The 15,163-nt window shown below is 73.9% G+C and carries 8 protein-coding genes; 5 read left to right on the top strand and 3 right to left on the bottom strand.

Going from position 1 to position 15,163, the window contains the following annotated elements; translation table 11 throughout:
• Positions 1–4: 4 nt before the first annotated feature.
• From prfB to ACZ5TL_RS10395, 3 genes are all read right to left on the bottom strand, one after another.
• Positions 5–1,111 (bottom strand): peptide chain release factor 2, encoded by a 1,107-nt coding sequence (gene prfB / locus ACZ5TL_RS10385; RefSeq protein WP_468588951.1) that lies wholly within the window; start codon positions 1,109–1,111, stop codon positions 5–7.
• 93 nt (positions 1,112–1,204) lie between these two features.
• Positions 1,205–2,449, bottom strand: coding sequence for a serine/threonine-protein kinase (locus ACZ5TL_RS10390; RefSeq protein WP_468588952.1), 1,245 nt, complete (start codon positions 2,447–2,449; stop codon positions 1,205–1,207).
• 287 nt (positions 2,450–2,736) lie between these two features.
• Complete coding sequence (locus ACZ5TL_RS10395; RefSeq protein ID WP_468588953.1) at positions 2,737–4,434, bottom strand: serine/threonine-protein kinase; 1,698 nt, start codon at positions 4,432–4,434, stop codon at positions 2,737–2,739.
• Positions 4,435–4,797: 363 nt separating this feature from the next.
• Here ACZ5TL_RS10395 and ACZ5TL_RS10400 point away from each other — a divergent pair, with 363 nt between their 5' ends.
• From ACZ5TL_RS10400 to ACZ5TL_RS10420, 5 genes are all read left to right on the top strand, one after another.
• The gene (locus ACZ5TL_RS10400) at positions 4,798–8,661 is read left to right on the top strand and encodes an FHA domain-containing protein (protein WP_468588954.1); all 3,864 of its coding nucleotides are present in this window, start codon (positions 4,798–4,800) and stop codon (positions 8,659–8,661) included.
• Between the two features lie 175 nt (positions 8,662–8,836).
• Positions 8,837–10,249 carry an ABC transporter substrate-binding protein gene (locus tag ACZ5TL_RS10405; protein ID WP_468588955.1) on the top strand — a complete coding sequence of 471 codons (1,413 nt, stop codon included), beginning with the start codon at positions 8,837–8,839 and terminating at the stop codon, positions 10,247–10,249.
• A gap of 4 nt (positions 10,250–10,253) precedes the next feature.
• Positions 10,254–11,600 carry a carbohydrate ABC transporter permease gene (locus ACZ5TL_RS10410; protein WP_468588956.1) on the top strand — a complete coding sequence of 449 codons (1,347 nt, stop codon included), beginning with the start codon at positions 10,254–10,256 and terminating at the stop codon, positions 11,598–11,600.
• On the top strand, positions 11,597–12,511 hold the full coding sequence (locus ACZ5TL_RS10415) for a carbohydrate ABC transporter permease (protein WP_468588957.1): 915 nt from the start codon (positions 11,597–11,599) through the stop codon (positions 12,509–12,511). Before ACZ5TL_RS10410 ends, ACZ5TL_RS10415 begins: the two co-directional genes overlap by 4 nt.
• Positions 12,512–12,653: 142 nt before the next feature.
• A complete protein-coding gene (locus tag ACZ5TL_RS10420; RefSeq protein WP_468588958.1) occupies positions 12,654–14,915 on the top strand; it encodes a bifunctional glycosyltransferase/CDP-glycerol:glycerophosphate glycerophosphotransferase in 2,262 nt (753 codons plus the stop codon).
• Positions 14,916–15,163 lie beyond the last annotated feature (248 nt).

The following is a 15,163-nucleotide window of genomic DNA, read 5'->3' on the forward strand; positions in this document are numbered from 1 at the left end:
AAACTTACTTCTCCTGCTGCTTGCGCCAGCGAATTCCGGCTTCGAGGAACCCGTCGATCTCGCCGTTGAAAACGGCCTCGGGGTTGCCGACCTCGCACTCGGTGCGCAGGTCCTTGACCATCTGGTAGGGGTGCAGCACGTACGAACGCATCTGGTTGCCCCAGGAGTTGCCGCCGTCGCCCTTGAGGGCGTCCATCTTGGCCTGCTCCTCCTGGCGGCGCCGCTCCAGCAGCTTGGCCTGGAGCACGTTCATGGCCGTCGCCTTGTTCTGGATCTGCGAGCGCTCGTTCTGGCAGGAGACGACGATGCCGGTGGGGATGTGGGTGAGGCGCACCGCCGAGTCGGTGGTGTTCACGCCCTGGCCGCCGGGGCCGGAGGACCGGTAGACGTCCACCCGCAGCTCGGACTCGTCGATCTCGATGTGGTCGGTCTGCTCGACCACGGGAAGGATCTCGACGCCCGCGAAGGAGGTCTGGCGACGCCCCTGGTTGTCGAAGGGCGAGATGCGCACGAGGCGGTGCGTGCCCTGCTCGACGGAGAGCGTGCCGTACGCGTAGGGCGCCTGGACGGCGAAGGTGGTCGACTTGATGCCGGCCTCCTCCGCGTACGACGTCTCGTAGATCTCGGTCTTGTAGCCGCGCTGCTCGGCCCACCGCAGGTACATGCGCTGGAGCTTCTCGGCGAAGTCGGCGGCGTCGACGCCGCCGGCCTCGGCGCGGATGTTCACCAGGGCCTCACGGGCGTCGTACTCGCCGGACAGGAGCGTGCGGACCTCCATCTCGTCCAGCGCCTTCCTGACGGCGACGAGCTCGGACTCGGCCTCGGCACGGGTGTCCGGGTCGTCCTCCTCCTCGGCCATCTCGAAGAGGACGGCGAGGTCGTCGATACGACCGCGCAGGGCCTCCGCCTTGCGCACCTCGGCCTGGAGGTGGGACAGCTTGCTGGTGATCTTCTGCGCCTCATCGGGGTTGTCCCACAGGGACGGCGCGGCCGCCTGCTCCTCGAGCACGGCGATGTCTGCCCTCATCTTCCCGAGGTCCAGAACGGCCTCGATCGACTCCATGGTCGAGGAGAGGGACTTGAGCTCTTCGGATACGTCGACGACTGCCACGCCCTCCAGCGTAACGGCTCCGCCCGGCGGCCATCGCCGGGCGGCCGGTGCCGACGGGTGCGCGGACGCCGGGCTCCGGGGCGCCCGCGGGGGTCAGGGGGACTGCGGCGCCGAGTTCTTCGTGTCCTGGGGTGGCTTGCTCGCCTCGTCGCCCGACGTGGACAGCCACGCGCCGACGCCGACCGCCGCCGCCAGGGCGACCGCGCCCGCCCCCAGGGCCACCCGGCGGCGCCGGGTGGCGGCGCGGTTGCGGGCCGAGCCGGGGCGGGGGGCGCCCGGGGTGCGGGGGGCGCGGGCCGTGCCGTGGGCGCCGCCGGCCAGTTCGTCGGGGGCCGGGACACGCATCGAGGTGTGGGTGTCCCGGTTGGAGTCGGCTGGTTTCGCGCCCGGCACCAGGGGGACCGCGCCGCGCCGCCGGGCCCGCTCGGCCGGTGCCGGTCCGGCGGGCTGCTCCTCGCGGTCGGCCTCGTCGGCGGACTCGGTGTCCGGTTCGTCCACCTCCAGCGGCGGCATGCCCTCCAGCATCGGCAGCAGCTCCCGCAGCCGTGCGCCGAGCTCCGAGGCCCGCAGCCGGGAGGCCGGGGCCTTGGCCAGGCACTGCACGAGCAGCTGCCACAGCTCGTCCGGGATGCCGGGCAGCGGGACGACCGTCTCCGTGACGTGCCGGCGCAGGACCGCGCCCGGGTGGCCGCCGCCGAAGGGGGTGAAGCCCGCGAGCAGCTCGTAGAGGACCGTGGCGAGGGCGTAGATGTCGACTGAGGCGCGCGGCGGCAGGCCCTCGACGATCTCCGGGGCGAGGTAGTCCGGCGTGCCGATGATCTTCGTGGCCTTGGTGCGGCGCGGGGTGTCTATGAGTTTCGCCACGCCGAAGTCGGTCAGCAGCGCGCGGTGGGAGCCGCCGGGGCCGAGCGGGCCCCGCATGTCCAGGAGCACGTTCTCCGGCTTCACGTCCCGGTGCACGACACCCGCGGCGTGCGCGGCCGCCAGCCCGTCGGCGATGTCCGCCGCGATCGCGACGGCCGCCTCGGGCGCCAGGCGCCGGTCCCGCTCCAGCCGGGTCCGCAGGTCCGTGCCGCGGACCAGGTCCATGACGAGGGCCAGGTCGTTGCCATCGACGACCAGGTCGCGCACCGACACCACGTGCGGGTGCTCCAGGCCGAGCAACGCCGTCCGCTCCTGGACGAAGCGCCCGACGAGCTCCTGGTCGGACGCCAGGTCCTCGCGCAGCAGCTTGATGGCGACGGGGCCCTCGGGGCCCTCACCCAGCCACACCGTGCCGGCGCTGCCCCGCCCGAGGATCTGGTGGGCGGTGTACCGGCTGCCGATCTTCCGTGCCAAGGCTGCTCCTACCGACGCGTGTTGTCGCTAAGGGGTCCTTTCACCATGAGCGTCCGATCAGGTCGCGTGGTCTGGTGCCGTGCATCGCAAGGCGCCGGAGAGCCCTCGTAGCGGAGCTACCAGGGCTTTTCGGCAACGCGGCGAGGCGCGGTGCCAGACCACGCGACCCGGGCGGGCATGGTGAAAGGCCCCCTAAAACTACGCGTCCGGGGAGCCAACCTTCACCGCCCGGGCGGAAATCACCCGCCAGGTGTCGACAAATCGCCAACCTCGCAGGGTGGTTCGGGTCAGTTCGTGCCCGAACCGCTCCCGCTGAGCTGCTCGATCCAGCCGGTCACCGTGCCGAACCAGTCGGTGAGCTGGTCCCAGTAGCCCTTGGTGGTGCCGAGCCACTCCTGGAGCGGGCTCAGCTCCCAGATCAGCCAGCCCGCGACGAACAGGATGATGATCGTGAAGAGACAGCCCTTCAGGCAGCCGAGCCCAGGAATCCGCATGCGGTTGGCGCTGCGCTGCCGCGGCTGCCGGGGCTCGCGCTGGGGCCGCTGCGGCTGCTGGGGCTGGGCCGGCGGCGCGGGCGGGGCATAGCGCTGCGGCGGCTGGGGCCGCTGGGGCTGAGGGGACTGCGGGGCGTACTGCTGGGGCTGCTGCTGCGGATGGCCGTAGCCAGGTCCGGGCGGGGGCGCCTGGCGGCGCGGGGGCTGCTGCTGCGGCCGGGCGACCTGGCGCTGGGGACGGCGGCGCAGCGGGTCCTCGTTCGGGTCGAGGTACTGGACCTGCGTCTGCTCGTTGCGGTCGCGGGCCGCTCGCAGCTGGTTCTGCCAGGGGTGCGGGTCCTCGGGCCCGCCGCCCTGCTGTCCGGGGTGGCCGGGCGAGCCCGGCGGGACCGGCGGCATGACGGCGGTCGGGTCGGCCGCGCCCCGGTGGGGCAGCACGGCGGTGGGGTCGGCGGCACCGCCCGGGCCGCCGGTGTGCGGCATGACGCTGGTCGCGGCGTTCGGGTCGTAGGAGCCCGCGCCCTGCGGGAGGACCTGGGTCGGATCGGCCCCGCCGGTCATGTCCGGCACGGGCGCGGGCGCCGGGTCGGGCACCAGCAGCGCGCCGACGCCCTCGGCGGCGGCGATCTGCGCGGAGTTCGCGTGCACGCCGATGCCCTCGGCGACGACGCGCAGACCGCGGGCGAGGTTCTCGGCGCTGGGCCGCTCGTCGGGGTTCTTGCGCAGGCAGCGCTCGATGACCGTCCACAGCGGGTCGGGGACCGTGGAGGGGCGGCGCGGCTCGGCGCTCAGGTGCTGGTGCAGCACCTCCAGGGCGGAGCCGCCGGCGAACGGCGGGCGGCCGGTGATCAGCTCGTACAGCAGGATGCCGGCGCCGTAGATGTCGACGGCGGAGGTCTGCGGGCGGCCCTCGGCGGACTCGGGCGCGACGTACGCGGGCGTGCCGACGAACTCCTGGGTGCGGGTCAGGCCCGGGGAGTCGGCCAGTCGGGCGATGCCGAAGTCGGTCAGCAGCGGGTGCATCCGGCCGTCGTACTGCTGGAGCAGCACGTTCGCCGGCTTGAGGTCGCGGTGCACGACGCCGTCGGCATGGCTGGCGGCGAGCGCGTCGGCGATCTGGGCGGTGAGCAGCGCTGCCGCGACGGGTGTGAAGGGCCCGTTCTCGCGCAGGTAGCGGTGCAGGTCGGGGCCCTCGACGAGGTCCATGACCAGGGCCAGCAGCTCGCCCTCGACGACCAGGTCGCGGACCCGGACGATGTTCGGGTGGGTGAGCCGGAGCAGGACGGAGCGCTCCCGGAGGAACCGCATGACGATGTCGGCGTCGCTGGCCAGCTCCTCCTTGAGGACCTTGATCGCGACGGTCTCTCCGGGCTGCCCCGGCACGGCCGCCTCGGCGCCCGCGGTCTCGCGCTGGCGGGCTCGCCAGACGGTGCCCGTGGCGCCGCGTCCGAGCGGCTCCTCGAGCAGGTACTTGCTGCCTACCGGCCGCACGTCATGCGCTCCCTGGTGCTTGCCTTGCCTGCTGGCCTGTCCGGACCACTGTAGTGCCGGGTTGCCGAGGACCGGAGTGTCGCCTTTCTGTGGATCTTACGTATCCGCTCTCACTCCCGTTCGAAGGAAAGACGCTCACCTCGGTCTTGTGGTTGCTGATAACGGACGTGACTGATCTCAAGCGGTCGGCTGTGGGTCATCTCTCAGGCACTTTTGCGGGCAGAGCCGACCAATCAAGATCACCTTTCCCGGAGCGAGGGGCGCGGTGTCAGTGGCAGGTGCGAGGATGCGTGCACTACTGGCCGACGTGCTGGGGCGGGGTGGGGGGACTCCGCGCCCGGGCAGAAGGGACCGCTGACGGCGATGCAGATCCGGCTGACCGTCGTAGATCCGCTGGGCGCATCGGCTCCGGCGCGGGACCGCGCCCCACGCAGCGACGTCCTGGTCACGGCACCCGCCGGTACGGCGCTCGCGGCGGTGGCGTCGGCCCTCGCCCAGGCGGTATCCCGCGGCGACGGCTCGGGCGCGCCGGTGCTGTACGCCGGAGAGCAGCGGCTCGACGCCCAGCGCTGCACGCTCGGCGAGCCCCCGCTGACGGACGGTGCGGTGCTGTCCGTGGGGGCGCCGGGCGAGCCCGAGCCGCATCCCGAGCTGGACGACGCCCCCGCCCAGCTCCAGGTGGTCGCCGGTCCCGACGCCGGCGGGGTCCACCTGCTGCACGGAGGTGAGATCCGCGTCGGCCGCTCCGCCGACGCCGACGTGCCCCTCGACGACCCGGACGTCTCCCGGCTGCACTGCGCGGTGACGGTGGGCGCGGACGGAAGCGTCTCGGTCGCCGACCTGGACTCCACGAACGGCACGACGCTGGACGGGGCGCGGGTGAGCGGCCGCGCGGTCCCTTTCGCGCCGGGGGCGTTGCTGCGGATCGGCGAGTCGGCCCTGCGGCTGGCTCCCGCCGGGGGGCCGGGGGGCCGGGTCGAGACGACGCCGGACGGGGAAGGACACGTGCGCGTTCCCGGGCCTGCCGGGGATGACGTCCTGTCCCACGCGCGCGGGGCAGACCCGGCGCCGGTCGCGCCTTCCGGCCCCACCCATCACGCCCACGGCGCGGCGGCCTGGGGCACGCCCGGTGCCCCGGGGCCGGGCTCCGGTGAGGCCGTGGTGCCGGGTCAGGGCGGGGCGCCGCGGGTCGAGAGCGGGGGTGCGGGCGCGGGGGCCGGAGCACCGCAGGCGCGCGCTCACGGCAGCGGGACCCGCCCCCCGGGCAGCGGAGCCGAGTCCCACGCGAAAGGCAGCCGGAACGAGGCGCCTTCGCGGAGTGCCGGGGGTGAGGCGCCCTCCCGGAGTGCCGGAGGCGAGGTGCGTACGCGGGACGCCGGAGATGCTGCGCGTACGCAGGGGGCCGGAGACGCCGCGCAGGCGCGGGCCGCTGGGGCTGGGCCCGCCTCCCCGGATGGGCAGGGAAGGCGCACAGGCCCGCCGGAAGGCACGCCCCGGGCTCCCCAGCAGCGGCGTACGGCGGAGCCGGGCAGCGGTGCGGGGGACACACACGCGGGCCGTTTCGGAGCCGGGGCGTTCGGCGAAACGGCCTCGGACGCCGACGGTGCGCGCACCGGGACGCCGTACGGCACCCGGCGTCCGGGCTCCGGAACGGCGTACGACGCCGGCCGTCCTCCTGCCGGAGCCGCGCACGACACCGGCCACCGCCACCCGGGCAGCGACCGGCACTCCGCGCCGGCCCCGGCGACTCCCGCCGGTGGCGGCGGTGAGGGGTTGCCGGACGAGCATGCCGGTCGTGGGCGCAAGGGCACTCCCCTCCGGGGCACCGACGTGCCGCCCGGGACACGCAGGCGTGGCGGGCTCGGGGCGTGGGCCCGGCGGCTGGCCGGAGGGCGTGGGGAGCAGGCGGCGGACCCGCGCGGGACGTACGAGGACGAGTCGGCGGCGGTGGTCGCGGCGGAGCTCCCGGCCGTCGTGCCCGGGATGCCGGAGACCTGGCCGGACCCGGCGACGCTGCTGCTGACGGCCCTGGGCCCCGGGCCCCGGCTGTGGGAGCGCGGGCCGGGCCACCCCGAGGCGCTCGCCGTGCGGCTGGGTACGGCCGACCGGGCGGCGCCGGACGGCTCGGGCCTGCTGCCAGCCGTGCCGGTGACCACCGGGCTGCGTGAGGTCGGCGCACTGGGGCTGGCGGGACCGCGGGAGCGGCTGGCCGGGCTGGCCCGGGCCGTGCTGGCCCAGCTCGCCGCGCTGCACTCCCCCGACACGCTGGAGATCGTCCTGATCGCCGCGGACCGCTCCCGCCCGCTGGAGGAGCGCACCGCCGAGTGGTCCTGGCTGGGCTGGCTGCCGCACGTCCGCCCGGGGCACGGGCAGGACTGCCGTCTGCTTCTCGCCCATGACCGCGAACAGGCCGCGGCCCGCACCGACGAGCTGCTCCGCCGTCTGGAGGACCAGCTGGCGGACGAGGCGGGGAGCAGTGCCACGGGGACCGGCGGGCAGCCGCCGCACACCCCGGCGAGCACCGGCTCCCCTCGGTCCACCGGCGCCGACACGCCCCGCACCCACTCCGTCCCCGCTCCCCGCCGCCCCTCCTGGGCCAGGGAGGAGGACGCCGGTACCGACGCACCGACCGGCTTCCCCGGCCCGTACACCGTCCTGATCGTGGACGGCGACCCCGGCGGAGCCGATCTGCGCGAGGCCGTCGCGCGGCTGGCGCTGGAGGGCCCCCGGGCCGGCGTCCACGTCCTCTGCGTGGCCGAGACGGCCGCCGCCTCCCCCGCCTCGCCGGTGACGGAGACCTACGAGGCGGCCTGCTCCGTGGCGCCGACGTTCCGGCAGTGCGGTGCCGTCGCGCTGCTCAGCGGGGACGTGGCGACGGCACTGCGGCTGACCCGGGTCGCCCGGGCCGGCGGTGACGGCGCGCCGGCCGGACCCGTCGGGCACGGCACCATCGCCACCGTCGACGCCGTCTCCCCCGCCTGGGCCGAGCGGTTCGCCCGGGCGCTGGCGCCGCTGTGCACGGACGGCGTGGCGGGCGACCGGCAGCCCCGCGTCTCCGCCCCGCTGCCCCAGGCGGCCCGCCTGCTGGACGAGCTGGGCCTGGCCCGGGCCACCCCGGCGTCGCTGATGGCGCGCTGGGCGGACGCGGCCGACGACGCGGACGCGCTGGGCGGGCGGGTGCGCGCGGTGCTGGGCGCCGGGCCGCGCGGCCCGGTCTGCGCCGACCTCGCGGTGCAGGGCCCGCATCTGCTGGTCGAGGGCCCGCCGGGCAGCGGCCGTACGGAGCTGCTGCGGGCGACGGTCGCGTCCCTGGCCGCCGCCGAGCGGCCGGACCGCCTGGGCATCGTGCTGGTCGACGGCCGGGGCGGCCCGGGCGCGGGCGGCGGGCCCGGCGAGGGTCTGCGGGTGTGTACGGACGTCCCGCATGTCACCACGTATCTCACGGCCCACGACCCGGTGCGGATGCGGGAGTTCGCGCAGTCCCTGAGCGCCGAGCTGAAGCGCCGGGCCGAGTTGCTGGGGCGGTCCGACTTCACCGAGTGGCACACCGGGCGCGAGCTGTCGGGCCGTATGGTCGCCCAGCGCACGGCGACGGCCCGGGGCGTCCGGACCGCCGAAGTCGGCGCGGGGGCCGGGGACATCGACAGCCCCTCCAGTTCGACCCTGCGTCTGCGGCCCGGCGGGGCCCGGCGGCAGGCCGAGGCCGCGGCGCCCCCGCTCCCCCGGCTGGTCGTGGTCGTCGACGACCTGGACGCCCTGGTCTCCCCCGCCCTCGGCTCGACCGGACGGCCCGCCGCCGGGTCGGTGATGCGCGCCCTGGAGGCCGTGGCCCGGGAGGGTGAGCGGCTGGGCGTGCACCTGGTGGCGGCCACCGGCCCGTGCGCCCGTACGGCGGAGACGGAGCCGGCGCGCCGGGCCACGCTGCGTGTGACGCTCGATTCCCCGGCCGGCGGACCGGACGAGTCGGCGCCCGGCCGGGGGAGGCTGACCGGCGCGGACGGGCGGGTCACGCCGTTCCAGGGCGGGCGGGTCTCCGGCCGGATCCCCCGGACGGCGACGCTGCGCCCCACGGTCGTCCCCCTGGAGTGGCACCGCATGGGCGACCCTCCGGCCCGGCGCCCGGTGCGGGAGCTCGGAAACGGCCCGACCGACCTGGCACTGCTGGCCAGCGCGCTGGAGAGGGCGGCGCGGCAGGTCGCGGCGGCGAAGGTGCCGTCACTCCTTTGACGGGGGACGGCCGTCGGCCCCGCCCGGCGTCATGGGCCCGCGTTGCCGGTCACGAGGGAGTCACGATCGCCCGCTTGACAGCCGACGCCATCTTGCCGCCCCCGCACACCCGGGCGTAGACCAGACGCACGGAAGCGCGCTCGACGTTCGACGAGGAACGAAGAACGGGGCAGTCATGCGCATGACGAGCAGCACCATCCGGACACGCTGGTCGCCCAAGCAGGACAAGGCGACCCCTCAGAGCCGCAGAGCCATCAAGACCGCAGCAACCGTCGCCGCGGGAGCGCTCGCGCTCGCGCTCACCGCCTGCGGAGGCGACGGCACCGACAGCGGCACAAGCCCGGGCGACACCACGGAGACCGCCAACAGCGTCACCCTTCCGAAGCTGGACGGGACGAGCCTGGAGATCGCCGCCGTGTGGAGCGGAACGGAACAGGCCAACTTCAAGAAGGTCCTGGCGGAGTTCGAGAAGCGCACGGGCGCCAAGGTCACGTTCGTGCCCGCCCAGGACCCGATCATCAACTTCATCGGATCCAAGGTGGCCGGCGGGCAGCCGCCGGACGTCGTGATGCTGCCGCAGCCGGGCGCCATCAAGCAGGCCGTCGACCGCGGCTGGGCCAAGCCGCTCGGCGCCGAGGCGATCAAGGAGCTCGGCGAGAACTACTCGCAGGGCTGGCAGGACATCGGCAAGGTGGGCGGCAAGCCGTACGGCGTCTACTACAAGGCCGCCAACAAGTCCCTGATCTGGTACAACAACCAGGTCTTCGAGAACGCCGGGGCGAGTGAGCCCGAGACCTGGCCGGACCTGCTGAGGACCGCCCAGACGGTCTACGACTCCGGCGTCACCCCGTTCTCCGTCGGCGGCGCCGACGGCTGGACGCTGACCGACTGGTTCGAGAACGTCTACCTCTCCCAGGCCGGCCCGGAGAAGTACGACCAGCTGGCCAAGCACGAGATCAAGTGGACGGACCCGTCCGTGAAGGCCGCGCTGACCACTCTCGCGCAGGTCTGGGGCAAGGCGGACTACATCGCGGGCGGGGCGGGCGGGGCGTTGCAGACCGACTTCCCGGCCTCCGTCACGCAGGTCTTCACCGGCGGGGACCAGCCGAAGGCCGCCATGGTCGCCGCGGGGGACTTCGCGCAGGTCAACATCCCCTCCGGCATGAAGGTCGGCACGGACGCGAAGGTGTTCCCGTTCCCGGCGGTCGGTGACAACGGGCCGGTGGTCTCGGGCGGCGACGCGGCGGTCGTCCTGGAGGACTCGAAGGGGTCGCAGGCCCTGGCCACCTGGCTCGCCTCCCCGGACGCGGCGACGATCCAGGCGAAGCTGGGCGGCTACCTGTCGCCGAACAAGAACGTGGCGAACTCCGCGTATCCGAACGCGGTGCAGCAGAGGATCGCCAAGGCGCTCATCGACGCCGGTGACGACTTCCGCTTCGACATGTCCGACCAGACCCCGCAGGCCTTCGGCGGCACGCCGGGCAAGGGTGAGTGGAAGATCCTCCAGGACTTCCTGAAGAACCCGAAGGACGTGGCGGGCACGCAAGCGAAGCTGGAGGCCGCAGCGGCCGCGGCCTACGGAGGCTGACGGCATGACGTCGGCCACGGCGGCAGGGGGCACTGCGCCCCCTGCCGCTCCCCAGTCGCGCAAGAGTGTGACCGGCACCCGCAGGACCGTCGCGGCGCTGTTCCTGCTGCCCGCGCTCGTCCTGCTCGGCGCGCTCGTGGTGTACCCGATCGGGTACTCGGTGGTCCGCAGCTTCTACGACCAGTCCGGCGACGGCTTCGCCGGGATCGACAACTACCAGGCCCTCTTCACCGACGAGGGCATCCGCACCGCGCTGAAGAACAACATCATCTGGGTGGTGTTCGCGCCGACCGTCGCGACGGCGCTCGGCCTGGTCTTCGCGGTGCTGACCGAACGGGTGCGCTGGGGCACGGCGTTCAAGCTGGTCGTCTTCATGCCGATGGCGATCTCGATGCTGGCGGCGGGCATCATCTTCCGCCTGGTGTACGACCAGGACCCGGACAAGGGCGTGGCGAACGCCGTGTGGGTGGGCGTGCACGACACCTTCGCCCAGTCGTCGGCGTTCCCGAAGGCCCACCCGGGCCGGGAGTCGCCGCTCGAACCGGCGGGCGGCGGCGCGTTCATCACCACGTCGCCCGTCCGCGCCGGCGAGACCGTCTCGCTGCCGCTGGTGGGCGTCGCGCCCGACCTGATGCCCGACGGCGCGAAGACGGCCGTGGCGCCGAAGCCCGAGCCGGGCAAGATCACCGGCGCGACCTGGCAGGACTTCACGCGCGGCAAGGGCGTCGGCACGCTCAACCAGGTCGACTCCTCCGAACTGGGCTATGCCGGGATGAAGGTCGAGGCCGTGAAGGACGGCAGGGTCGTGGCCTCGGCGACGGCCGCCGAAGACGGCACCTTCACGCTGCCGGCCTCGGCCGACGGGGCTCAACTCCGGCTGCCCGCGAGCAACTTCGCGGAGCCCTACAACGGCCTGGACTGGCTCGGCCCGTCCCTGGTCACCCCGTCCATCATCGGCGCGTACATCTGGATGTGGGCGGGCTTCGCGATGGTGCTGATCGCGGCCGGGCTCGCGGGGGTGCCCCGGGAGCTGCTGGAGGCCGCCCGGGTCGACGGCGCGAGTGAGTGGCAGGTGTTCAGACGGGTCACGGTGCCGCTGCTGGCGCCGGTCCTCGCGGTCGTCACCGTCACCCTGATGATCAACGTGCTGAAGATCTTCGACCTGGTCTTCATCATCGCCCCCGGCTCCGCCCAGGACGACGCGAACGTCCTCGCCCTGGAGCTGTACCGCAAGGGCTTCTCCGAGAACCAGCCGGGCATCGCCAGCGCCATCTCGGTGTTCCTGCTGCTGCTGGTGATCCCGGTGATGTGGTTCAACGTGCGTCGGCTGAGGCGGGAGGTGCGGCGATGACCGCGGACGCGGGCCGTGCGCCCGGCAAGGCGGCGCGGCCCACCGGCTCCGTCAAGGCGAGGCAGTCGCTGGGGTCCCGGCTGGCCGAGGGGGTCAGCGGCGGGCTGGTGCGGGTGTTCCTCATCGTGGTCGGCCTGTTCTGGCTGGTGCCGACGATCGGTCTGCTGCTGGCCAGTCTCCGCTCGCCGGAGGACATCGCGGCGAGCGGCTGGTGGACGGTGTTCACCGAGCCGGCGCAGATCACCTTCGACAGCTACTCCAAGCTGCTGGAGAACGACGACATCAACGGCAGCCTGCTCAACACGGTGTGGATCACCGTCCCGGCGACCCTCCTGGTCGTGATCATCGGCTCGCTGGCGGGCTACGCCTTCGCCTGGATGGAGTTCCCGGGCCGCGACTGGTGGTTCCTGGGCGTGGTCGGCCTCTTGGTCGTCCCCGTGCAGGTCGCGCTGATCCCGATCGCCGAACTCTTCGGCAAGATCGGCGTCTTCGGCTCGGTGACCGGCGTGGTGCTGTTCCACGTCGGCTTCGGTCTGCCGTTCGCCGTGTTCCTGCTGCGGAACTTCTTCGCGGAGATCCCGCGAGAGCTGCTGGAGGCGGCGCGGCTGGACGGGGCGGGTGAACTGCGCCTGTTCTTCCGTGTCGTGCTGCCGCTGGGCGGCCCGGCGATCGCCGCCCTCGGCATCTTCCAGTTCCTGTGGGTGTGGAACGACATGCTGGTCGCGCTGATCTTCTCGGACTCCGGGAGCCAGCCGATCACGGTCGCCCTCCAGACGCAGGTACGGCAGTTCGGCAACAACATCGACGTGCTGGCACCCGGCGCGTTCATCTCGATGGTGGTGCCGCTGGCCGTCTTCTTCGCGTTCCAGCGGCAGTTCGTGTCCGGCGTAATGGCGGGCGCGGTCAAGTAGCCTTCCGTGCAGGGCGGTTGGAGGGGCGGGCCGAGTGCGGTCCGCCTCTTCGGCGTTCCCCCGGATGCCGTAGCCACCGTAACCAAGTGGCCCCGTCGGCCGTTCCCGGGCCGAACGCCCGCGCCGACCGATGGATGGCCTCTTGCCCAGGTTCAGTGTCATTGTCCCCGCGTACCAGGTTCAGGCGTACCTGCACGAGTGCCTCGAATCGGTGCTCTCCCAGTCCTGTCCCGATCTGGAACTGATCGTCGTCGACGACTGCTCGCCGGACGCGTGCGGCGCGATCATCGACGAGTTCGCCACCCGCGACGCGCGCGTCCGCCCCGTCCACCTGCCGGAGAACGTCGGACTGGGCCGCGCGAGAAACGCCGGCGTGGCCCACGCGAGCGGCGACTACCTGCTGTTCCTCGACAGCGACGACACCCTCACGCCGGACGCGCTGCGGTCCGTCGCCGACCGGCTGAAGGAGACCGGCGAGCCGGACGTCCTGGTCTTCGACTACGCGCGGACCTACTGGACGGGCGAGGCGGTCCGCAACCAGGCGGCCCTGCAGCTGACCGAGCAGGGCCCGGCCCCGTTCCGCCTGGAGGACCGGCCGGGCCTGCTGAGGCTGCTGATGGTCGCCTGGAACAAGGCCTACCGGCGGGAGTTCGTCGAGGAGAAGGGGTTCGTCTTCCCGCCCGGCTGGTACGAGGACACGCCGTGGACGTACCCGGTGCTGATGACCGCGGAGTCGATCGCCACCCTCGACCGGGTCTGCGTGCACTACCGGCAGCGGCGGCAGGGCAGCATCCTGCGCACCACCAGCGAGCGGCACTTCGACGTCTTCGAGCAGTACGACCGGGTCTTCGCGTTCCTCGACGAGCGCCCCGGGCTGGCGCAGTGGCGGCCGGTGCTGTTCCGCCGCATGGTCCACCACCTGGCGATCGTGTACTCCCGGCGGGACCGGCTGCCCCGGGGCTCGCGGGCGGACTTCCTGCGCCGGGCCCGCGCCCACTACCGCCGCTACCGCACCCCGGGCGCCCCCGTCCCCCTGCGCGCCCGGGTGCACCACACCCTGATCCGCTTCGGCCTGCACCGCACCTACCGCACCCTGCAACTGGCGTCGGCCCTGCACCGCGGCATCACCAGGTCCACCGGCCGGCTCGCGCGGGGGCTGCGGTCCGCCGCCCTCAGGGCCCACTACCGCGTCCAGCGCTGTCTCCCGCTGCGCGCCGACCGGGCCGTGTTCACCGCCTACGACGGCCGCGGCCACGGCTGCAACCCGGGCGCGCTGGAGTCCGCCTTCCGCGACCTCGCGCCGCACATCCGCACGGCGTGGGCCGCCCGCCCCGAGCACCACCACACCATCCCGCCGGGCCCGCGCCGCCTCGTCCCCGGGACGCTCTCCTACTGGACGGCCCTCGCCCGCTCCCGGTACCTGGTCAGCAACACCGACTTCGACGACGGCCTGGCCAAGCGCCGGGGCCAGGTGCTGATCCAGACCGGGCACGGCACCCCGCTGGGGCACATCGGCCTGGACCTCCAGGAGCGCCCGGCGGCGGCCCGCGGCCGGGACTTCGCGCGGCTGCTCCGGGACGTCGACCAGTGGGACTACGTCCTGTCCGCCAACCGCCACACCACGCTGACCCACGAGCGCGTCCACCCCGGCCGCTACACCCTGCTGGAGTACGGCTACCCCCGTAACGACGTGTTCGGGACCGCCACCCCCGCGGACGTGGCACGGCTGCGCGCCTCGCTCGGCATCCCCGAGGGCACCGTGGCGATCCTGTACGCGCCGACCCGCCGCGACTACCGCCGCTCCCAGCGCCGGAGTCTCGACCTGCAGCGGATCGTGCGCCGCCTGGGCCCGCGCTACATCGTCCTGGCCCGCGCCCACCACGCCTACGACGCCCCGCTGACCAGCACCCGCGGCCGGGTCGTCGACGTCAGCGACCACCCGAGCGTGCAGTCGCTGTGCCTGGCCTCGGACGCCCTGGTCACGGACTACTCGTCGCTGATGTTCGACTACGCCAACCTGGACCGGCCGATCGTGATCCACGCCGACGACTGGGAGTCGTACGACGCGGCCCGCGGCACCTACTTCGACCTGCGCGCCTCCCCGCCGGGCGCCGTCGCCCGCGGCGAGGACGAGCTGATCGACATCTTCGCCACCGGCCACTGGCGCGGCTCCCGGTCGGCACAGCTGCGCTCGGCGTTCCGCGAGCGGTTCTGCACCTACGACGACGGCCGGGCCGCCGAGCGGGTCGTGCGCCGGGTCGTCCTCGGGGAGTCGGAGCTGCCGCCGGTCGTGCCGCTGGACGAGCGCCGCCCGGTGCCGTCGGCGGTGGCCGCGCTGGCGCGTCAGCCACTCGCGACGGTGCCGCTGCCGGCCGGCCCCGCGGCCGTCACCGACCTGCTCTGAACACGGTTCTCGCTCCGGGGAGTCCGCATGCCCTCCAGCCCGTCGCGGCCGACACCCAGCCGGCCGCCCTCCTGGCGCCCGTCCGGACGCCCGGGACGCCCGCGCGCGGTCTGAGGCGGCCCGCTGTCCCAGGTTCCACCCCGTGAAGACCCGTCCCGTGAAGACCCGTCCCGTGAAGACCCGTCGTGTGAAGACCGGCCACATGAAGCCCCAGCCCCTGAAGACCCAGCCCCTGAAGACCCAGCCCC

The organism is Streptomyces sp. NPDC033136 (genome assembly GCF_055578235.1).